Source organism: Streptomyces sp. 11x1 (assembly GCF_032598905.1).
Lineage (GTDB): Bacteria > Actinomycetota > Actinomycetes > Streptomycetales > Streptomycetaceae > Streptomyces.
In genome coordinates this window covers 4217659-4239265 of record NZ_CP122458.1, presented here as the reverse complement: position 1 = coordinate 4239265, position 21607 = coordinate 4217659, and the positions used below count along the sequence as shown (strand labels likewise).

The window sequence follows — 21607 nt, the reverse complement described above, 5'->3', positions numbered from 1 at the left end:
GGTACCGCTGAATAGACTGCCCATGTCCGACCCCGGTCGGCACATGTTTTCCGGCCGTCCGGCGCCCCGGACGTCCGGCAGGCTTTGCTCCGATCCATCTACTTCTTGGGGAGAACCCGTCGTGACCGAGCCCCAGCCCCTTACCGAACACACCGCCGATGTGATCGTCGTCGGGGCCGGGCCAGCCGGTTCCACCACCGCGTACTACCTGGCGAAGGCCGGGCTCGACGTGCTGCTCCTGGAGAAGACCAGCTTCCCGAGGGAGAAGGTCTGCGGCGACGGCCTCACCCCGCGCGCCACCAAACAGCTGGTCGCGATGGGCATCGACATCTCCGAGGAGGCCGGCTGGCTCCGCAACAAGGGGCTGCGGATCATCGGCGGCGGCGTCCGCCTCCAGCTCGACTGGCCTGATCTCGCCGCCTACCCGAACTACGGACTCGTCCGCAAGCGCGACGACTTCGACGAGCAGCTCGCCCGCCAGGCCCAGAAGGCGGGTGCCCGGCTGTACGAGCGCTGCAACGTGGGCGCGCCGATCGTCGACGACCGCACGGGCCGGATCACCGGGGTGCACGCCAAGCTCGGCGACGAGAAGCGCGAAGTCACCTTCCACGCCCCGCTGGTGGTGGCGGCCGACGGCAACTCCACCCGGCTCTCCCTCGCGATGGGACTGCATCGCCGGGAGGACCGTCCGATGGGCGTCGCGGTCCGCACGTACTTCACCTCCCCGCGCCACGACGACGACTACCTGGAGTCCTGGCTGGAGCTGTGGGACAAGCGCGGTCCGGGCGAGGACCGTCTGCTCCCCGGCTACGGCTGGATCTTCGGCATGGGCGATGGCACGTCCAACGTCGGCCTGGGCGTCCTCAACACCTCGTCCGCCTTCAAGGAGCTGGACTGGCGCGACGTCCTGAAGGCCTGGTGCGCGTCCATGCCGGAGGAGTGGGGCTACACCCCCGAGAACATGACCGGCCCCATCCGCGGCGCCGCCCTCCCGATGGCCTTCAACCGCCAACCCCACTACACCAAGGGCCTGCTGCTGGTCGGCGACGCCGGCGGCATGGTGAACCCGTTCAACGGCGAGGGCATCGCCTACGCGATGGAATCCGGCCAGATCGCCGCCGAGGTCATCGTCCAGGCCCACGCCCGCGCCACCCCCGGGCAGCGTGAACTCGCCCTCCAGCGCTACCCGCAGGTCCTCAAGGACACCTTCGGCGGCTACTACACGATGGGCCGCGCCTTCGTGAAGCTCATCGGCAACCCGAAGATCATGAAGCTCGCCACCCAGCGGGGCCTGACCCATCCGCTGCTGATGAAGTTCACCCTGAAGATGCTGGCGAACCTCACCGACCCCACCGGCGGCGACGCGATGGACCGCATCATCAACGGCCTGAGCAAGGTGGCCCCGAAGGCGTGACCCGCCCCGGGGTGTATGCCCCGTACCGCCGCGTATGACCGTGTTCGGCCGGCCACGGAGTGCCCCGTGGCCGGCCGAACGCGCTGTACGCCCCTGAGAGGCTCACTGCCGCCCCGGGGTGCGGTACACCACAAGTGCGGGACGACAGGCGCCCTGTGGGGCGCCTGTGGCCTTTGTGCGGGCAGCCCGAGGGCCGCTGTCCCCCACGGGGAGAGCGGCCCTTCGAAAACGCCCTGGGCGACCGCGCGGGTCAGAGCACGCGCACCGCACCCGTCGCCGGGTAGCCGGAGAGGTCCTGGATGACGACGCCCTTGGAGGGGTTCGCCGCGTCGAGGTACTGGCCGTTACCGACGTAGACACCCACGTGGTAGGCCGAGCCCTTCGCGCCCCAGTACAGGATGTCGCCCACCTGGAGGTTCGACAGCGAGACCTCGGTGCCCTGCATCGACTGGTCCTGCGAGACCCGGGGGAGGTCCACGCCGACCTGCTTGAAGGCGGCCTGCACGAGCGAGGAGCAGTCCCACGCGTTGGGGCCCGTGGCACCCAGCACGTAGGCGTCGCCGAGCTGGGCCTTCAGGAAGCTGATGACCGTGCCGACGCTGCCGGAGGCCGACGCCGTCGTGGTCGTCGTCGACGCCGAGTTGGTCGAGAGGGTGGCCCGCTCGGTGTCGCGCGAGGCGCGCTCGGCGGCGGCCTTGCGCTCGGCCTCCTCGGCGGCCTTCTTGCGGGCCTCTTCCTTCTTCGCCTTGGCGAGGTCCTTGTCGGCCTGCTTGGCCGCCTCCTGGGCGGCGGCGTCACGCTCGGCCTGCAGCTGGTACTCGGCCGCCATCACCTTCGTGGCGTCCGCGGACTGCGCGGCCTGCGTGGCCAGGTCGGCCGTGAGGGTGGGCAGTTCGAGCGTCTGCGTCACCGGCTCCGCCGCGAAGGCCGACGTGGACGCGCCGGCCACTGCCACGGTGCTGAGAACGCCGCCGGCGACTCCGGCGCGCATCGCGATCGAGGACGCGTTGCGGCGGGGTTTCCGGTGGCTGCGTATGTGAGCGGTGTGGGACATGGGTACAAGCGGTACCAGCGACTCCTCCATACCTACAAGAAACGTGTGCTGCGCCACAGTTGTTCAATGGAGGCGCTGAATTCGTCGCGCGTCACTCTTTATTGACGCCGTAACGGGCATAGCGGACATGGTCGAACAGGCCTTTGATCATGCGCTTTCGTGATTACGCCCGAATTGCCCTGCGCTTACCACTGATCGCAGCGAGTGGCCAAGGTCCGTTGATTCGATCTCAGTCCGATGTGGCGCAGGTCACGGAACGGTCACCCGTTCCCGGGGCGTCCCGCGCGGGAGGGCGCCCTTGTGGCGCTCGTGAACGCGTGCACGTGTCCACATCTGTCATCGGACCTCCCTCCGGGGTGTGAACGCGGGCTCTATCAAGCGGCCCGGTCCAACACCAATTTGCATGCAGCGGAACTCTCTTGATATGGAGACGCCCTGCGTGACCAGCGGTAACGAGCGAAAATGTCACTTGTGGTGATCAGTCTGGCGCTTCGTGTATGAAGATCGACGCTCATCCGACTTCATGATCCTTCGTCAGGTGGTGGAGATCACAAACTCGGTGCTGCACCCGTGTCGCAGATCACAGACCGGCAGGCATAGGATGCGGGGCAGTTGGGCTTGTGACCTGCTTCACATGTTCGCGATCTTCGTCGAGACGGACGGGGCTCGTGTGGCCGGTGGGGCGGAGAGCAGGGCCGACGCAATCCGCCAGCAGTCAGTGCCGACTGAGAGGAGCGAGGAGCGGTGAACGCCTATGCGCCCATCCTCGTACTGGGAGCCCTCGGGGCAGGCTTTGCGATCTTCTCCGTGATCATGGCCACGCTGATCGGCCCGAAGCGTTACAACCGGGCCAAGCTAGAGGCCTACGAGTGCGGGATCGAGCCCACCCCCACGCCGGCCGGCGGCGGGCGTTTCCCCATCAAGTACTACCTGACGGCGATGCTCTTCATCGTCTTCGACATCGAGATCGTCTTCCTCTACCCCTGGGCCGTCACCTTCGACGCCCTGGGTGTTTTCGGGCTCGTGGAGATGCTGCTCTTCGTGCTCACCGTCTTCGTCGCCTACGCGTACGTCTGGCGCCGCGGCGGCCTGGAATGGGACTGAGGGGCCTTTAGACCATGGGACTCGAAGAAAAACTGCCGAGCGGTTTCCTGCTGACCACCGTCGAGCAGGCCGCGGGCTGGGTACGCAAGGCATCCGTCTTCCCCGCCACCTTCGGCCTCGCCTGTTGTGCCATCGAGATGATGACCACGGGCGCGGGGCGCTACGACCTGGCGCGCTTCGGCATGGAGGTCTTCCGCGGCTCGCCGCGGCAGGCGGACCTGATGATCGTGGCCGGCCGGGTCAGCCAGAAGATGGCGCCGGTGCTGCGGCAGGTCTACGACCAGATGCCGAATCCCAAGTGGGTGATCTCCATGGGGGTCTGCGCGTCGTCCGGCGGCATGTTCAACAACTACGCGATCGTCCAGGGCGTCGACCACATCGTCCCGGTCGACATCTATCTCCCGGGCTGCCCGCCACGGCCCGAGATGCTGATGGACGCGATCCTCAAGCTCCACCAGAAGATCCAGACGTCCAAGCTCGGCGTGAACGCGGAGGAAGCGGCCCGCGAGGCCGAGGAAGCCGCGCTCAAGGCACTCCCCACCATCGAGATGAAGGGGCTGCTGCGATGAGCGACGCGAACGGCAATAACGATGCGAACGGCACCGGCGGCTCGAACGGGGTGAACCCGGAGAAGGACCTCGCCGCCTCCAACCTCCCCGGCCAGCGCGGCGACGGCGGCGAGGAGATCCGCGTCCAGCGCGGCATGTTCGGCGCGAACAACGGCGGCGACACCTCCGGCTACGGCGGCCTGGTGCGCTCCATCCGGCTCCCCGGGGAGGCCGTCCGCCCCTACGGCGGCTGGTTCGACGAGGTCGCCGACGAGCTGGAGGGCGCCCTGGAGGAACAGGGCCTCGTCCCCGAGAACGTGATCGACAGGACCGTCGTCGACCGGGGCGAGCTCACCTTCCACATCGAGCGCGAGCACCTGCCGACCGTCGCCCGCACCCTCCGCGACGACCCGGCCCTCCGCTTCGAGCTGTGCACCGGCGTCTCGGGCGTCCACTACCCCGGCGACAAGGGCCGCGAGCTGCACGCCGTCTACCACCTGCGCTCGATCACCCACAACCGGCTGATCCGCCTGGAGGTCTCCGCCCCGGACGCCGACCCGCACATCCCGTCGCTCGTCCCCGTCTACCCGACCAACGACTGGCACGAGCGCGAGGCGTACGACTTCTTCGGCATCGTCTTCGACGGCCACCCCGCGCTGACGCGGATCATGATGCCGGACGACTGGCAGGGCTTCCCGCAGCGCAAGGACTACCCCCTCGGCGGCATCCCCGTCGAGTACAAGGGCGCCCAGATCCCGGCTCCGGACCAGCGGAGGTCGTACTCATGAGCACGCAGCACGCATCGGCGGAGTCCGCCGCCTCGGCGCGCGAGACCACCGAGGGCACCGTCTACACGGTCACCGGCGGCGACTGGGACGAGGTCGCCGAGACCGCGGCCAGGTCCGACGACGAGCGCATCATCGTCAACATGGGCCCCCAGCACCCGTCCACCCACGGTGTGCTCCGGCTGATCCTGGAGATCGACGGCGAGACCGTCACCGAGGCCCGCTGCGGCATCGGCTACCTCCACACCGGCATCGAGAAGAACCTCGAATACCGCACGTGGACCCAGGGCACCACGTTCGTGACGCGCATGGACTACCTGACGCCGTTCTTCAACGAGACGGCGTACTGCCTCGCCGTGGAGAAGCTCCTCGGCATCGAGGACCAGATCCCCGACCGCGCCACGATCATCCGGGTGCTCCTGATGGAGCTGAACCGGCTCTCCTCCCACCTGGTGTGCATCGCCACCGGCGGCATGGAGCTGGGCGCCACCACGATCATGATCTACGGCTTCCGTGATCGTGAACTCATTCTCGACATCTACGAGCTGATCACCGGCCTGCGCATGAACCACGCGTACATCCGGCCCGGCGGACTCGCCCAGGACCTGCCGCCCGGCGCGGTGGATCAGATCCGCGAGTTCGTGAAGAAGATGCAGAAGAACCTGCCCGAGTACGACAAGCTCGCCACCGGGAACCCCATCTTCAAGGCCCGTATGCAGGACGTCGGCTACCTCGACCTGTCCGGCTGCATGGCCCTAGGCGCCACCGGACCGATCCTGCGCTCCGCCGGCCTCCCGCACGACCTGCGCAAGGCCCAGCCGTACTGCGGCTACGAGACGTACGACTTCGACGTCCCGACCGCCGACAGCTGCGACTCCTACGGCCGCTTCCTGATCCGCCTCGAAGAGATGCGCCAGTCCCTCAGGATCGTCGAGCAGTGCCTGGACCGGCTGCAGCCCGGCCCGGTCATGGTCGCCGACAAGAAGATCGCCTGGCCCGCGCAGCTCGCCCTGGGACCGGACGGACTCGGCAACTCCCTGGACCACATCAAGAAGATCATGGGCACCTCCATGGAGGCCCTGATCCACCACTTCAAGCTGGTGACCGAGGGCTTCCGCGTCCCGCCGGGACAGGCCTACGCGGCCGTCGAGTCGCCCAAGGGCGAACTCGGGGTGCACGCCGTCTCCGACGGAGGCACCCGCCCCTTCCGGGTCCACTTCCGCGACCCGTCCTTCACCAACCTGCAGGCCATGGCGGCGATGTGCGAGGGCGGCCAGGTCGCCGACGTCATCGTCGCCGTCGCGTCCATCGACCCCGTGATGGGAGGCGTCGACCGGTGACCACCACCCCCGAGGGCGTCAGCCTGGGCATGCCCCAACTGCCCGCGCCCGACTACCCGGACGACGTTCGGGCCCGGCTGGAGCGGGACGCGGCCGCCGTCGTCGCCCGCTACCCGGACTCCCGGTCCGCCCTGCTGCCGCTGCTGCACCTCGTGCAGTCGGAGGAGGGCCATGTCACCCGCACCGGCATGCGGTTCTGCGCCGAGGTGCTCGGCCTGACCACGGCCGAGGTCACCGCCGTCGCCACCTTCTACTCCATGTACCGGCGGGGCCCCTCCGGCGACTACCAGGTGGGCGTCTGCACCAACACCCTGTGCGCGGTGATGGGCGGCGACGCGATCTTCGAGGCGCTGCAGGAGCACCTGGGCGTCGGCAACGGGGGGACCACCGACGACGGCAAGGTCACCCTGGAGCACATCGAGTGCAACGCGGCCTGCGACTTCGCCCCGGTCGTGATGGTCAACTGGGAGTTCTTCGACAACCAGACCGTCGACAGCGCCAAGCGACTCGTCGACGACCTGCGCGAGGGAGCCGAGGTCCGGCCCACGCGCGGGGCGCCGCTGTGCACCTTCAAGGACACCGCGCGGATCCTCGCCGGCTTCCCCGACGAGCGGCCCGGTGCCGTCGAGGCGAGCGGCGGCGCGGGCCCCGCGTCGTTGGTCGGCCTCCGCCTGGCCAGGGGAGAGGCCGGAGCCGCGCGCGTGGTCCACCCGCGGGACGGCGGTCCGCACGACGAGCCGCAGGACCGCAAGGTGCACGAGCCGTCGCCGACCGAACACCTCAGCTCGCACGACGCGCCACAGGAGACATCGGCCTCCGACCCGGCCCACCCGGCAGGGCCCGCCGCCGAGGAGGGGGAGTGATGACGTTGGCACCCGAGATCAAGGGCAGCAGCCCGGAGAAGCTGCTCGCACCGGTGCTGTCGTCCTTCTGGGACGAGGACAGGCCCTGGACGCTCGACGTCTACCGCAGGCACGACGGCTACGAGGGACTGCGCAAGGCGCTGGCCATGACACCGGACGACGTCATCGCGTACGTCAAGGAGTCGGGACTGCGCGGCCGTGGCGGCGCGGGGTTCCCGACCGGGATGAAATGGCAGTTCATTCCCCAAGGCGATGGAAAACCGCACTATCTCGTTGTCAACGCCGACGAGTCGGAGCCCGGAACGTGCAAGGACATTCCGCTCCTCTTCGCGAACCCGCACAGCCTCATCGAGGGCATGATCATCGCGTGCTACGCCATTCGGTCCTCGCACGCCTTCATCTATCTGCGGGGTGAAGTCGTCCCCGTTCTGCGGCGGTTGCACGAGGCCGTCCGCGAGGCCTACGAGGCGGGTCTCCTCGGCGAGAACATCCTGGGCAGCGGACTCGACCTCGACATCACCGTGCACGCGGGCGCCGGCGCGTACATCTGCGGTGAGGAGACCGCGCTGCTCGACTCGCTCGAAGGCCGCCGTGGTCAACCGCGGCTGCGTCCTCCCTTCCCGGCTGTCGAGGGCCTCTACGCGTGCCCGACTGTCGTGAACAACGTCGAATCGATCGCGTCGGTTCCCGCCATCCTGCACAGGGGCAAGGAATGGTTCAGGTCGATGGGCAGCGAGAAGTCCCCCGGCTTCACGCTCTACTCGCTCAGCGGCCATGTCGCCTCCCCCGGCCAGTACGAGGCCCCGCTCGGCATCACGCTCCGCCAACTCCTGGAGATGAGCGGCGGCATGAGGCCCGGACACCGCCTCAAGTTCTGGACGCCGGGCGGCTCCTCCACCCCGATGTTCACCGACGAGCACCTCGACGTCCCCCTCGACTACGAGGGAGTGGGCGCCGCGGGTTCCATGCTCGGCACCAAGGCTCTCCAGTGCTTCGACGAGACCACCTGCGTCGTCCGGGCCGTCACCCGCTGGACCGAGTTCTACGCCCACGAGTCCTGCGGCAAGTGCACCCCCTGCCGCGAAGGCACCTACTGGCTGGTCCAGTTGCTGCGTGACATCGAGGCCGGCAAGGGCGTCATGAGCGACCTCGACAAGCTGAACGACATCGCCGACAACATCAACGGCAAGTCCTTCTGCGCCCTCGGCGACGGCGCCGCCTCGCCGATCTTCTCCTCACTCAAGTACTTCCGCGCGGAGTACGAGGACCACATCACGGGCCGGGGCTGCCCCTTCGACCCGGCCAGGTCGACGGCCTGGGCCGACAAGGACAAGCACGCGGAGGTGAACGCATGACCGTGACCACCGGCGCTCCCTCCGGGAGCGGGGAGGCGGCGGTCCCGCCGGAAGATCTCGTCTCGCTGACCATCGACGGCGTCGAACTCAGCGTGCCCAAGGGCACCCTGGTCATCCGGGCCGCCGAACAGCTCGGCATCGAGATCCCCCGCTTCTGCGACCACCCCCTCCTCGACCCGGCCGGCGCCTGCCGCCAGTGCATCGTCGAGGTCGAGGGCCAGCGCAAGCCCATGGCGTCCTGCACGATCACCTGTACGGACGGGATGGTCGTCAGGACTCACCTCACCTCCCCGGTCGCGGAGAAGGCCCAGAAGGGTGTGATGGAGCTCCTGCTCATCAACCACCCGCTGGACTGCCCCGTCTGCGACAAGGGCGGCGAGTGCCCGCTGCAGAACCAGGCTATGTCGCACGGCCACTCCGAGTCCCGCTTCGAGGGCCGCAAGCGGACGTACGAGAAGCCCGTCCCGATCTCCACACAGGTCCTGCTCGACCGTGAGCGGTGCGTGCTGTGCGCCCGCTGCACCCGGTTCTCCAACCAGGTCGCCGGCGACCCGATGATCGAGCTGATCGAGCGGGGCGCGCTGCAGCAGGTCGGCACCGGCGAGGGCGACCCCTTCGAGTCGTACTTCTCCGGCAACACCATCCAGATCTGCCCCGTCGGCGCGCTGACCTCGGCGGCGTACCGATTCCGCTCCCGCCCCTTCGACCTGGTCTCCTCGCCGTCCGTCTGCGAGCACTGCTCCGGCGGCTGCGCCACCCGCACCGACCACCGGCGCGGCAAGGTCATGCGCCGCCTCGCGGCCGACGACCCCGAGGTCAACGAGGAGTGGATCTGCGACAAGGGCCGCTTCGCGTTCCGGTACGCGCAGCGACCCGACCGGCTCACCACCCCGCTCGTCCGCAACGCCGAGGGCGTCCTGGAACCCGCGTCCTGGCCGGAGGCCCTGGAGGCCGCCGCCCGGGGGCTGCTCGCCGCGCGCGGCAGGGCCGGTGTCCTGACCGGCGGCCGGCTCACCGTCGAGGACGCCTACGCGTACAGCAAGTTCGCGCGCGTGGCCCTCGACACCAACGACATCGACTTCCGCGCGCGCGTGCACAGCGGCGAGGAGGCCGACTTCCTGGCCGCCCGGGTCGCCGGACGCGGACGCGACCTCGACGGCACGGGCGTCACGTACACCTCGCTGGAGAAGGCGCCCGCCGTCCTGCTGGTCGGGTTCGAGGCCGAGGAGGAGGCGCCCGGCGTCTTCCTGCGGCTGCGCAAGGCCTGGCGCAAGCACAAGCAGCGGGTGTTCTCGCTGGCCACGCACGCCACCCGGGGCCTGGAGAAGGCCGGCGGCACGCTGCTGCCCGCCGCGCCCGGCACCGAGACCGAGTGGCTGGACGCCCTCGCGAGCGGCTTCGGCCTCGACGACGACGGCACCAGGGCCGCCGAGGCGCTGCGTACCGAGGGCGCCGTGATCGTCGTCGGGGAGCGTCTCGCGGGCGTCGCGGGCGGGCTCACCGCCGCCGTCCGCGCCGCGTCGCTGACCGGCGCGAAGCTGGTGTGGATCCCGCGCCGGGCCGGGGAGCGCGCCGCCGTCGAGGCGGGCGCGCTGCCGTCGGCGCTGCCGGGCGGGCGCCCGGCCACAGACCCGCGCGCGCGGGAGGAGGTCGCCGCCGCCTGGGGCGTCGCCGAACTCCCCGCGCGCTACGGCCGGGACACCGGGCAGATCGTCGAGGCCGCCGCCACCGGAGAGCTCGGGGCCCTGGTGGTGGCGGGTGTGGAAGTCGGCGATCTGCCCGACCCGGCACGCGCGCGCGAGGCGCTCTCCGCGGTGGGCTTCCTGGTGTCACTGGAACTGCGGCCCAGCGAGGTCACCGACCGCGCGGACGTCGTCCTCCCGGTCGCCGCCGTCGCCGAGAAGGCGGGCACCTTCGTCAACTGGGAGGGCCGGGTGCGGATGTTCGAAGCCGCGCTGAAGCCCGACCAGATGACCCGCCGGGTGGCACCCACCGACGGGCGCGTCCTGCAGATGCTGGCCGACGCCATGGACGTCCACCTCGGGCTGCCGGACCTGCGCACCACGCGCGCGGAGCTGGACCGCCTCGGGGCCTGGGAGGGGGCACGGGCCAACGAGCCGGTGGAGGTCGGGGCCGCGCTGCCCCGCCCGGCCGCCGGGGAGGCCGTCCTCGCAGGACACCGGCTGCTGCTCGACCAGGGCCGCCTCCAGGACGGCGACGAGGCGCTCGCCGGGACCCGGCACGCCGCCCACGCGCGCGTGTCGGCCGCCACGGCCGCCGAGACGGGCGTCAAGAACGGCGACCTCCTCGCGGTCAGCGGCCCCGCCGGGGTCGTCGAACTGCCGCTGCTGATCGCCGAGATGCCCGACCGCGTCGTCTGGCTGCCGCTGAACTCCACCGGCTCGGGCGTCGCCTCCGACACCGGGGCGCTGCCCGGTGCACTCGTCCGTATCGGCCCCGCGACGCTCGCCGCCGAGGCCCCCGAGGAGGTGGAGGCGTGAGCCCGATGTACCTCGCCGCGGAAGACCTCTCGATGTTCGGCCGCGACCCCTGGTGGCTGGTCGTCGTCAAGGCGGTGTTCTGCTTCGCCTTCCTGATGATCACCGTGCTGTTCTCCATCGTGTGGGAGCGCAAGGTCGTCGCCTGGATGCAGCTGCGCATCGGCCCCAACCGGCACGGCCCCTGGGGCATGCTCCAGTCGCTCGCCGACGGCATCAAGCTGATGCTCAAGGAAGACGTCATCGTCAAACGCGCGGACAAGGTCGTCTACGTCCTCGCGCCGATCGTCGCGGCCATCCCGGCCTTCATGGCGATCGCGGTGATCCCCTTCGGACCCGCCGGCAACGAGATCTCGATCTTCGGTCAGCGCACCACGATGCAGCTCACCGACCTGCCGATCGCGATGCTCTACATCCTCGCCGTCGCCTCGGTCGGCATCTACGGCATCGTCCTGGCGGGCTGGAGCTCCGGCTCCACCTACCCGCTGCTGGGTGGTCTCCGTGCCTGCGCGCAGATGATCTCGTACGAGATCGCCATGGGTGCCGCGTTCGCCTCCGTCTTCCTCTACTCGGGGTCGATGTCGACCTCCGCGATCGTGGAGGCGCAGCAGGACCGCTGGTACATCGTGCTGCTGCCGGTCTCCTTCGTGATCTACATCGTGACCATGGTCGGTGAGACCAACCGCGCCCCCCTGGACATGCCGGAGTCCGAAGGCGACCTGGTCGGCGGCTTCAACACCGAGTACTCGTCGATCAAGTTCGCGATGTTCATGCTCGCCGAGTACGTCAACATGGTGACCGTCTCCGCCGTGTCGGTGACGCTGTTCCTCGGCGGCTGGCGGGCCCCCTACCCCATCAGCACCTTCTGGGAGGGCGCCAACCACGGCTGGTGGCCGATGCTCTGGTTCGTGGTGAAGGTGCAGCTGCTGCTGTTCTTCTTCATCTGGCTGCGCGGCACCCTCCCGCGCGTCCGCTACGACCAGCTGATGAAGCTCGGCTGGAAGGTCCTCCTGCCGGTCTCCGTGGTCTGGCTGATGCTCGTCGCGACCGTACGGACCCTCCGGAACGAGAACTACGACTTCGCCGAGATCGCGCTGTACGTCGCCGGCGCCGTCATCGTCCTGTTCCTGCTGTCCGTCGTCGCCGACATGTTCCGCGACCGGCGCGAGGCACAGGACCAGCCCGCCGAACCGGCCGGCTTCGACCCGATGGCCGGCGGGTTCCCCGTACCGCCCCTGCCCGGACAGACCCTCCCGCCGGTGCCGCGCAGGCGCCCGCGCCGGGAGCGGGAGCTGATTGTCAGTGGTGGGTCCGATACTGAGAGTGACGGATCTTCGAATGGGAGGGAGGCGTCCGATGGCTGAGGAGCCGAAAGAGAACAAGCAGGGGTTCCAGAACCCCGTCGCCGGCTTCGGCGTGACCTTCAAGGCCATGTTCAAGAAGCGGCTGACCGAGCAGTATCCGGAGCAGCCGAAGACCACGGCCCCGCGGTTCCACGGCAGGCACCAGCTCAACCGCCATCCGGACGGCCTGGAGAAGTGCGTCGGCTGCGAACTGTGCGCCTGGGCGTGTCCCGCCGACGCCATCTACGTCGAGGGCGCCGACAACACGGACGAGGAGCGCTACTCCCCGGGCGAGCGGTACGGCCGCGTCTACCAGATCAACTACGCCCGCTGCATCCTGTGCGGCCTGTGCATCGAGGCGTGCCCCACGCGCGCGCTCACGATGACCAACGAGTTCGAGCTGGCCGACTCCAGCCGCGCCAACCTCATCTACACCAAGGAGCAGCTGCTCGCCGGCCTTGAGGAGGGCATGGTCGACTCGCCCCACTCGATCTTTCCGGGCACCGACGAGCAGGACTACTACCGGGGCCTGGTCACCGAGGCCGCGCCCGGCACGGTGCGCCAGGTCGCCGTCTCCAAGGGTGAGAAGCCGGAAGACGAGGAGGTGGACGTATGAGCGCGCTCGCGGCCTACACCACCTCCACCGGTGAGGCGTTCCAGTTCTGGGTGCTCGGTACGATCGCGGTGATCGGCGCCCTGTGCACCGTCTTCATGAAGAAGGCCGTGCACAGCGCCCTCTGCCTCGCCGGCACGATGGTGATCCTGGCGGTGTTCTACCTCGCCAACGGCGCCTACTTCCTCGGCGTCGTGCAGATCGTCGTCTACACCGGCGCGATCATGATGCTGTTCCTCTTCGTGGTCATGCTCGTCGGTGTCACCGCGGCGGACTCCCTGAAGGAGACCATCAAGGGCCAGCGCTGGCTGGCCCTCCTGTGCGGCGCCGGCTTCGGCATCCTGCTGATCGCGGGCATCGGCAACGCCTCGCTGTCGGAGTTCAACGGCCTCGGCACGGCGAACGCCGGCGGCAACGTGGAGGGCCTCGCGGCCCTGATCTTCACCGACTACGTGTTCGCCTTCGAACTCACCGGCGCCCTGCTCATCACGGCCGCCGTCGGCGCCATGGTCCTCACCCACCGAGAGCGCACCGAGCGCGCCAAGACCCAGCGCGAGCTGGCCGAACAGCGGGTACGCGAGGGCAAGCACCTGCCGCCGCTGCCGGCCCCCGGCGTCTACGCCCGGCACAACGCGGTCGACGTTCCGGGCCTGTTGCCCGACGGCACCACGTCCGAGCTGACCGTCAGCAAGACCCTGCGGGACCGGGGCCAGATCCGCGACGTGTCGACCGAGGCACTCAACGACCTCAAGGCCCTGGAGCAGCGCGCCGAGGACCGCCTGGAGCGCACCAACAGCGGCCATGGCGCGAACGGCGGCAACAGCGGGGAGGCATCGAAGTGAATCCCGTCAACTACCTGTATCTCGCCGCCCTGCTGTTCACGATCGGCGCCACCGGCGTCCTGATCAGGCGGAACGCGATCGTGGTGTTCATGTGCGTCGAGCTGATGCTCAACGCCTGCAACCTCGCCCTGGTCGCCTTCGCCCGTATGCACGGCAATCTCGACGGCCAGATCATCGCCTTCTTCACGATGGTCGTCGCCGCCGCGGAGGTCGTGGTCGGACTCGCGATCATCGTGTCGCTCTTCCGGTCCCGCCACTCGGCCTCGGTCGACGACGCCAGCCTGATGAAGCTGTAAGGGGTCGGAAGAATCGTGGAGAACCTGATTGCGCTGCTGGTCGCGGCGCCCCTGCTCGGAGCCGCCGTCCTGCTGTGCGGCGGCCGGCGCCTCGACGCCGTCGGCCACTGGATCGGCACGGCCCTCGCCGCCGCCTCCTTCGTCGTCGGTGTGGTCCTCTTCGCCGACATGCTCGGCAAGGACGCCGAACACCGTGAGATCGGTCAGCACCTGTTCAGCTGGATCCCCGTCGAGGGCTTCCAGGCCGACGTCGCCTTCCAGCTCGACCAGCTGTCGATGACGTTCGTGCTGCTGATCACCGGAGTCGGCTCGCTCATCCACGTCTACTCCATCGGGTACATGGAGCATGACGAGCGCCGACGCCGCTTCTTCGGCTATCTGAACCTGTTCCTCGCGGCGATGCTGCTGCTGGTCCTCGCCGACAACTACCTGCTGCTGTACGTCGGCTGGGAGGGCGTCGGCCTCGCCTCCTACCTGCTGATCGGCTTCTGGCAGCACAAGCCCAGCGCCGCCACCGCCGCGAAGAAGGCCTTCCTGGTCAACCGCGTCGGCGACGTCGGGCTGTCCATCGCCATCATGCTGATGTTCACCACCTTCGGGACCTTCGCCTTCGGGCCGGTCCTGGGCTCCGTCGGCGAGAGCAGCGAGGGCACGCTCACCGCGATCGCCCTCATGCTGCTGCTCGCCGCGTGCGGCAAGTCCGCCCAGGTGCCGCTGCAGTCCTGGCTCGGGGACGCGATGGAGGGCCCGACCCCGGTCTCCGCCCTCATCCACGCCGCGACCATGGTCACCGCCGGTGTCTACCTGATCGTCCGCTCCGCGAACATCTTCAACGCCGCCCCGGACGCACAGCTCGTCACCACCGTCGTGGGTGCGGTCACGCTCCTCTTCGGTGCGATCGTCGGTTGCGCGAAGGACGACATCAAGAAGGCCCTCGCCGGCTCGACGATGTCGCAGATCGGGTACATGGTGCTGGCCGCGGGCCTCGGCCCCATCGGCTACGTCTTCGCGATCATGCACCTGGTGACACACGGCTTCTTCAAGGCCGGTCTCTTCCTCGGCGCCGGTTCGGTCATGCACGGCATGAACGACGAGGTCGACATGCGCAAGTACGGCGGCCTCAGGAAGTACATGCCGGTCACCTTCGTCACCTTCGGCCTCGGCTACCTCGCCATCATCGGCTTCCCCGGTCTGTCCGGCTTCTTCTCCAAGGACAAGATCATCGAGGCGGCCTTCGCCAAGGGCGGCACCGAGGGCTGGATCCTCGGCGGCGTGGCCCTGCTGGGCGCGGCCATCACCGCCTTCTACATGACGCGCGTGATGCTGATGACGTTCTTCGGCGAGAAGCGCTGGCAGCCCGACGAGCACGGCCACGAACCGCACCCGCACGAGTCGCCCAGGGTCATGACGATCCCCATGATCGTCCTGGCCGTCGGATCGGTCTTCGGCGGTGCCTACTTCAGCATCGGCGACCGGTTCATCCACTGGCTGGAGCCCGTCACCGGCCACAAGCACGGCCACCCGCCGATCAGCGCCCTGACGGTGACGATCTCCACGGTCGCCGTGATGGTCATCGGTGTCGGCCTCGCCTGGCTCCAGTACGGGCGCAAGCCCGTCCCCGTCGTCGCCCCGCGCGGATCGCTGCTCACCCGGGCCGCCCGGCGCGACCTTCTCCAGGACGACTTCAACCACGTCGTCCTCGTCCGCGGCGGAGAGCACCTCACGCGCTCCCTCGTCTACGTCGACCACACCCTGGTCGACGGCGTCGTCAACGGCACGGCGGCCTCGATGGGCGGCCTCTCCGGGCGGCTGCGCCGGATCCAGAACGGCTATGCCCGGTCGTACGCGGTCTCGATGTTCGGCGGCGCTGCGATCCTCATCGCCGCGACCCTGCTGATGAGGGCGGTCTGATACCGATGTCCTTTCCTCTGCTGACAGCGACGGCGGCGCTCCCGGCCCTCGGGGCGATCGCCACGGCCGCCGTCCCGGCCCAGCGGCGCAACGCCGCGAAACTGCTGGCGCTGATCGTCTCGCTGGGCACGCTGGTGCTCGCCGCGATCGTCGCGGTCCGCTTCGACCCCGGCGGCGACCGGTACCAGCTCACCGAGTCCCACGCCTGGATCGCGGACTTCGGGGTGCGCTACGAACTGGGCGTCGACGGCATCGCGGTGGCGCTGATCGGGCTCACCGCCCTGCTGATCCCGTTCATCATCCTCGCGGGCTGGCACGACGCCGACCCGCTGGAGACCGGCAGCAAGCGGTGGCGGCCGACCCAGGGCTTCTTCGCCCTGATCCTGGCCGTCGAGGCGATGGTGATCATCTCCTTCGAGGCCACCGACGTCTTCCTCTTCTACATCTTCTTCGAAGCCATGCTCATCCCGATGTACTTCCTCATCGGCGGCTTCGGGGACCGTGCCCACGAGCACGGAGAGGAGACGGCGGCCACGCAACGCTCGTACGCCGCCGTGAAGTTCCTCCTCTACAACCTGGTCGGCGGTCTGATCATGCTGGCCGCGGTCATCGGCCTGTATGTGGTCGCCGGGAACTTCTCGCTCCCGGAGATCGCCGAGGCCCGTGCCAACGGCACGCTGGAGATGGCGACCACCACCGAACGGTGGCTGTTCCTCGGCTTCTTTTTCGCGTTCGCGGTGAAGGCGCCGCTGTGGCCGCTGCACACCTGGCTGCCCAATGCCATGCAGGAGTCCACCGCCCCGGTCGCCGTCCTCATCACGGCCGTCGTCGACAAGGTCGGCACCTTCGCGATGCTCCGCTTCTGCCTCGGACTCTTCCCCGAGGCCAGCACCTGGGCGACGCCCGCGATCCTCGTCCTCGCGCTGATCAGCATCATCTACGGGGCGCTGCTCGCCGTCGGCCAGCGCGACATCAAGCGGCTGGTGGCGTACGCGTCGATCTCGCACTTCGGCTTCATCATCCTCGGCATCTTCGCGATGACCAGCCAGGGTCAGTCCGGCGCGACGCTCTACATGGTCAACCACGGCATCTCGACCGCCGCCCTGATGCTGGTCGCCGGATTCCTGATCTCCCGGCGCGGCTCCCGGCTCATCGCCGACTACGGCGGGGTGCAGAAGGTCGCGCCGGTGCTCGCCGGTACCTTCCTGATCGGCGGTCTCGCGACGCTGTCGCTGCCCGGACTCGCCCCGTTCGTCAGTGAGTTCCTCGTCCTGGTCGGCACGTTCGCGCGCTACCCGGTGGTCGGGATCATCGCCACCGTCGGCATCGTCCTCGCCGCGCTCTACACCCTCGTCCTCTACCAGCGGACGATGACGGGCCCGGTGAAGGCCGAGGTCGAGGGGATGCCCGACCTGAGGGTGCGCGAGCTCGTGGTCGTCGCCCCGCTGGTGGCGCTGCTGATCTTCCTGGGTGTCTTCCCGAAGCCCCTCACCGACATCGTCAACCCGGCGGTCGAGCACACCATGTCCGACGTCCAGAAGAAGGACCCCCAGCCCGAGGTGGAGGCGGCCAAGTGAGCGCATCAGCCGTCCACAGCCTGTGGACAACCGCGGCCGACCCGATCACCAAGATCGACGCGCCGAAGATCGAATACGGGCAACTGTCGCCCACCCTGATCGTCATCGGCGCGGCGATCATCGGGATCCTGATCGAGGCCTTCGTGCCACGCAAGTCCCGCTACTACGTGCAGGTGTTCGTCTCCGTGGTCGCCCTCACGGCCTCCTTCGCCGCGGTCGTCGCCCTCGCGGCGGGTGGATACGGCACCACGAAGGCCGGCATCGCGGCCATGGGCGCCATCGCCGTGGACGGACCGGCCCTGTTCCTCCAGGGCACGATCCTCCTCGCCGGCATCCTCGGCGTCTTCACCTTCGCCGAACGCCGCCTCGACCCCGAGACCCACGGCAACAAGGTCGACTCCTTCGCCGCACAGGCCGCCTCCGTGCCCGGCAGCGACAGCGAGAAGGCCGCCGTCAAGGCCGGGTTCACCACCACCGAGGTCTTCCCGCTGCTGCTCTTCGCGATCGGCGGCATGCTGATCTTCCCGGCGGCCAACGACCTGCTGACCCTCTTCATCGCCCTGGAGGTCTTCTCCCTCCCGCTCTACCTGCTGTGCGCCGTGGCCCGCCGCAAGCGGCTCATGTCCCAGGAGGCCGCGGTCAAGTACTTCCTCCTCGGCGCCTTCGCCTCCGCCTTCACCCTCTTCGGCATCGCCCTGCTCTACGGCTACGCGGGCTCGGTGAAGTACGCGACGATCGCCCAGGTCGTCGACGGCACCATCGGCGACATCAACCCCGCCCTCGCCGGCACCATGGGCAACGACGCGCTGCTGCTCATCGGTGCCGCGATGCTCGTCATGGGCCTGCTGTTCAAGGTCGGCGCGGTGCCGTTCCACATGTGGACCCCGGACGTCTACCAGGGCGCCCCCACCCCGGTCACCGGCTTCATGGCCGCCGCGACCAAGGTGGCCGCCTTCGGCGCGCTGCTGCGACTGCTGTACGTCGTCCTGCCCGGCCTGCGCTGGGACTGGCGGCCGGTCATGTGGGCCGTCGCCATCGTCACCATGCTGGCCGGCGCGATCGTGGCCATCACCCAGACCGACATCAAGCGCCTGCTCGCCTATTCGTCGATCGCGCACGCCGGCTTCATCCTCGCCGGTGTCATCGCGGCCTCGCCCGACGGCGTCTCGTCCGTGCTGTTCTATCTGGGCGCCTACTCCTTCGTGACCATCGGCGCGTTCGCCGTGGTGACGCTGGTGCGCGACGCGGGCGGCGAGGCCACGCACCTGTCCAAGTGGGCCGGGCTCGGCCGCAGGTCACCGCTGGTGGCGGCCGTGTTCGCGGTCTTCCTGCTGGCCTTCGCGGGCATTCCGCTGACCTCCGGGTTCGCGGGCAAGTTCGCCGTGTTCAAGGCGGCGGCCGAAGGCGGCGCGGGCGCGATCGTCGTGGTCGGTGTGATCTCCTCGGCCATCGCCGCGTTCTTCTACATCCGCGTCATCGTGCTCATGTTCTTCAGCGAGCCCCGCCCCGAGGGGCCGACGGTCGCCGTGCCGTCGCCGCTGACCATGACCGCGATCGCGGTCGGCGTCGCCGTCACCCTGGTGCTCGGCGTCGCACCGCAGTACTTCCTGGACCTGGCGGGGCAGGCGGGAGTGTTCGTGCGCTGAGGCTCCGCCCCCGGCTGGGCGCGCTCCGTCACGGCATGGACGCGCTCGGCCACGGCTCGTACGACGGGCCTGGTCTCCTCCACGGGGACCGGGCCCGTCGCTGTCGTACGTATGAGCGAGCGGTGGCGCGGTCGGATACGGCCCGCACGGGTGGAGCCTGTGGATAACTCTGAGGCTGTCGGTGCGGGCGCCTATGGTGGCAAGGGCTGGAGGAAGCACGGACGGCACAGGACGCAAGGGCGCGGGGGACGGGCCATGATCGGGACGGGCGGGACGAGTGTGATGGCGGACGAGGACAGGACGACCGGGACGGACAGCGAGGCGCTGGCCGTGCTCCACCGGGTCTTCGGATACGACGCCTTCCGGGGCGAGCAGGAAGCGATCATCGAGCACGTGGTCGCGGGCGGCGACGCCGTCGTCCTCATGCCGACCGGCGGCGGAAAGTCCCTGTGCTACCAGATCCCGTCCCTGGTCAGGCCCGGCACGGGCATCGTGGTCTCCCCGCTGATCGCGCTCATGCAGGACCAGGTGGACGCCCTGCGGGCCCTCGGCGTGCGCGCCGGGTTCATCAACTCCACCCAGGACTTCGACGAGCGGCGCGTGGTCGAGGCCGAGTTCCTCGCGGGCGAGCTGGATCTCCTCTACCTCGCGCCGGAGCGCCTGCGGCTCGACGCCACCCTCGATCTGCTCGGCCGCGGCAAGATCTCCGTCTTCGCGATCGACGAGGCACACTGCGTCTCCCAGTGGGGCCACGACTTCCGGCCCGACTACCTCTCCCTCTCCCTCCTGGGCCGGCGCTGGCCCGACGTGCCGCGCATCGCGCTCACCGCCACCGCCACCCGCGCCACGCACCGCGAGATCACCGAGCGGCTGGACATGCCCCGGGCCAGGCACTTCGAGGCCAGCTTCGACCGGCCCAACATCCAGTACCGCATCGTGCCCAAGGCCGACCCGAAGAAGCAGCTCCTGTCCTTCCTGCGCCAGGAACACCCGGGCGACGCCGGCATCGTCTACTGCCTCTCCCGCAACTCCGTCGAGCGGACCGCCGAGTTCCTCAGCAAGAACGGCGTGGAGGCGGTGCCGTACCACGCGGGCCTCGACGCGGGCACCCGCGCGGCACACCAGTCGAGGTTCCTGCGTGAGGAAGGGCTCGTGGTCGTCGCCACGATCGCCTTCGGCATGGGCATCGACAAACCCGACGTACGGTTCGTCGCCCACCTGGACCTGCCGAAGTCCGTCGAGGGCTACTACCAGGAGACCGGCCGCGCCGGCCGTGACGGACTGCCGTCCACGGCCTGGATGGCGTACGGCCTCAACGACGTCATACAGCAGCGCAAGATGATCCAGGGCAGCGAGGGCGACGAGGCGTTCCGCCGCCGGGCCGCCAGTCACCTCGACGCCACGCTGGCGCTCTGCGAGACCGCGCAGTGCCGGCGAGGCCAGCTCCTGCAGTATTTCGGCCAGGAACCCCAGGCCGCGGGCTGCGGCAACTGTGACACCTGCCTTGTACCGCCGGAGACCTGGGACGGCACCGTCGCCGCGCAGAAGGTGCTCTCCACGGTGGTGCGGCTCCAGCGCGAGCGGGGGCAGAAGTTCGGCGCCGTGCAGATCGTCGACATCCTGCTGGGGCGGCGGACCGCGAAGGTCATCCAGTTCGACCACGACCAGCTCTCCGTCTTCGGCATCGGCGAGGAATTGGCCGAGGGCGAATGGCGGGGCGTCGTACGGCAGTTGCTCGCCCAGGGGCTCCTCGCGGTCGAGGGCGAGTACGGCACGCTCGTGCTCACCGAGGAGAGCGGAGCGGTGCTGCGGCGCGAGCGGGACGTGCCGCTGCGCAAGGAACCGAAGAAGCCGGTGACCTCGCGGGCGGCGTCGGGCGGCGGTTCAGGTGGCTCAGGCTCCGGCCGGGGCGAGCGCAAGGCCAAGGCGGCGGCCGTCGAGCTGTCGGACGACCTGATCCCCGTCTTCGAGGCCCTCCGCGCCTGGCGCGCCGAACAGGCCCGTGAACAGGGCGTCCCCGCCTACGTCATCTTCCACGACGCCACCCTCCGCGAGATCGCGGCCACCGCGCCCGGGTCCGTCGCCGAACTCGGCACGATCAGCGGAATCGGCGAGAAGAAGCTGGCGACGTACGGGGAGGGCGTGTTGGGGGTGCTGGCCTCGCTGGACGGCGCCGGAACCGGAACCACAGCCGGGGCAGGGGCCATGGCCGGGGCTGGGAGCGGGGGCGCGGCTGGGTCCGGAGGCACGAGCGGAAGTGGGGCAGGGGCCGCGGACGGGGCGTCGGCCGTCGCCTCCGGCGGGGCGCGGGGCACGGCGCGCGGCGCCTCCACGGAGGCGGACGTCTTCGACTGGCCGGACGATGAGCCGGAGCCCGAGTTCGACGACTGGGCGTAGGGGACACGCGACCCGGCGGTG

The 21607-nt window shown here is 69.4% G+C and carries 17 protein-coding genes; 16 read left to right on the top strand and 1 reads right to left on the bottom strand.

From position 1 onward, the window contains the following. Positions 1-121: 121 nt before the first annotated feature. Entirely contained in the window at positions 122-1414 is a 1293-nt protein-coding gene (locus P8T65_RS18385) for a geranylgeranyl reductase family protein (protein ID WP_230219466.1), read from the top strand. Between the two features lie 250 nt (positions 1415-1664). Here P8T65_RS18385 and P8T65_RS18380 read toward each other — a convergent pair whose 3' ends face one another. Continuing rightward, positions 1665-2498, bottom strand: coding sequence for a C40 family peptidase (locus tag P8T65_RS18380; RefSeq protein WP_316726386.1), 834 nt, complete (start codon positions 2496-2498; stop codon positions 1665-1667). 714 nt (positions 2499-3212) lie between these two features. Here P8T65_RS18380 and P8T65_RS18375 point away from each other — a divergent pair. From P8T65_RS18375 to recQ, 15 genes are all read left to right on the top strand, one after another. Further along, a complete protein-coding gene (locus P8T65_RS18375) occupies positions 3213-3572 on the top strand; it encodes an NADH-quinone oxidoreductase subunit A (protein ID WP_009310323.1) in 360 nt (119 codons plus the stop codon). 14 nt (positions 3573-3586) lie between these two features. Further along, positions 3587-4141: an NADH-quinone oxidoreductase subunit B family protein gene (locus tag P8T65_RS18370; RefSeq protein WP_003998928.1), complete on the top strand. Its 555-nt coding sequence runs from the start codon at positions 3587-3589 to the stop codon at positions 4139-4141. Then, positions 4138-4908 carry an NADH-quinone oxidoreductase subunit C gene (locus P8T65_RS18365; RefSeq protein WP_316726384.1) on the top strand — a complete coding sequence of 257 codons (771 nt, stop codon included), beginning with the start codon at positions 4138-4140 and terminating at the stop codon, positions 4906-4908. The genes P8T65_RS18370 and P8T65_RS18365 overlap by 4 nt, the downstream gene beginning before the upstream one ends. Next, positions 4905-6245, top strand: a complete 1341-nt coding sequence (locus P8T65_RS18360) for an NADH-quinone oxidoreductase subunit D (RefSeq protein ID WP_316726383.1) — start codon at positions 4905-4907, stop codon at positions 6243-6245. Before P8T65_RS18365 ends, P8T65_RS18360 begins: the two co-directional genes overlap by 4 nt. 29 nt (positions 6246-6274) lie before the next feature. After that, positions 6275-7108, top strand: a complete 834-nt coding sequence (gene nuoE / locus P8T65_RS18355) for an NADH-quinone oxidoreductase subunit NuoE (protein ID WP_316731628.1) — start codon at positions 6275-6277, stop codon at positions 7106-7108. Continuing rightward, positions 7108-8463, top strand: a complete 1356-nt coding sequence (gene nuoF / locus P8T65_RS18350; RefSeq protein WP_316726382.1) for an NADH-quinone oxidoreductase subunit NuoF — start codon at positions 7108-7110, stop codon at positions 8461-8463. Before nuoE ends, nuoF begins: the two co-directional genes overlap by 1 nt. Next, positions 8460-10964: an NADH-quinone oxidoreductase subunit G gene (locus P8T65_RS18345; protein WP_316726380.1), complete on the top strand. Its 2505-nt coding sequence runs from the start codon at positions 8460-8462 to the stop codon at positions 10962-10964. The genes nuoF and P8T65_RS18345 overlap by 4 nt, the downstream gene beginning before the upstream one ends. Continuing rightward, on the top strand, positions 10961-12325 hold the full coding sequence (gene nuoH, locus P8T65_RS18340; RefSeq protein ID WP_316726379.1) for an NADH-quinone oxidoreductase subunit NuoH: 1365 nt from the start codon (positions 10961-10963) through the stop codon (positions 12323-12325). The genes P8T65_RS18345 and nuoH overlap by 4 nt, the downstream gene beginning before the upstream one ends. Next, a complete protein-coding gene (gene nuoI / locus P8T65_RS18335; RefSeq protein WP_316726378.1) occupies positions 12318-12920 on the top strand; it encodes an NADH-quinone oxidoreductase subunit NuoI in 603 nt (200 codons plus the stop codon). Before nuoH ends, nuoI begins: the two co-directional genes overlap by 8 nt. Further along, on the top strand, positions 12917-13759 hold the full coding sequence (locus tag P8T65_RS18330) for an NADH-quinone oxidoreductase subunit J (protein ID WP_316726377.1): 843 nt from the start codon (positions 12917-12919) through the stop codon (positions 13757-13759). The genes nuoI and P8T65_RS18330 overlap by 4 nt, the downstream gene beginning before the upstream one ends. Continuing rightward, positions 13756-14055 carry an NADH-quinone oxidoreductase subunit NuoK gene (gene nuoK / locus P8T65_RS18325; RefSeq protein ID WP_230219476.1) on the top strand — a complete coding sequence of 100 codons (300 nt, stop codon included), beginning with the start codon at positions 13756-13758 and terminating at the stop codon, positions 14053-14055. The genes P8T65_RS18330 and nuoK overlap by 4 nt, the downstream gene beginning before the upstream one ends. A gap of 15 nt (positions 14056-14070) precedes the next feature. Then, the gene (gene nuoL / locus P8T65_RS18320) at positions 14071-15966 is read left to right on the top strand and encodes an NADH-quinone oxidoreductase subunit L (RefSeq protein WP_316726374.1); all 1896 of its coding nucleotides are present in this window, start codon (positions 14071-14073) and stop codon (positions 15964-15966) included. Between the two features lie 5 nt (positions 15967-15971). Further along, positions 15972-17543 carry an NADH-quinone oxidoreductase subunit M gene (locus tag P8T65_RS18315; RefSeq protein ID WP_316726373.1) on the top strand — a complete coding sequence of 524 codons (1572 nt, stop codon included), beginning with the start codon at positions 15972-15974 and terminating at the stop codon, positions 17541-17543. After that, positions 17540-19189, top strand: coding sequence for an NADH-quinone oxidoreductase subunit NuoN (gene nuoN, locus P8T65_RS18310; RefSeq protein ID WP_316726371.1), 1650 nt, complete (start codon positions 17540-17542; stop codon positions 19187-19189). Before P8T65_RS18315 ends, nuoN begins: the two co-directional genes overlap by 4 nt. A gap of 255 nt (positions 19190-19444) precedes the next feature. Then, the gene (gene recQ, locus P8T65_RS18305) at positions 19445-21586 is read left to right on the top strand and encodes a DNA helicase RecQ (protein ID WP_316726369.1); all 2142 of its coding nucleotides are present in this window, start codon (positions 19445-19447) and stop codon (positions 21584-21586) included. Positions 21587-21607 lie beyond the last annotated feature (21 nt).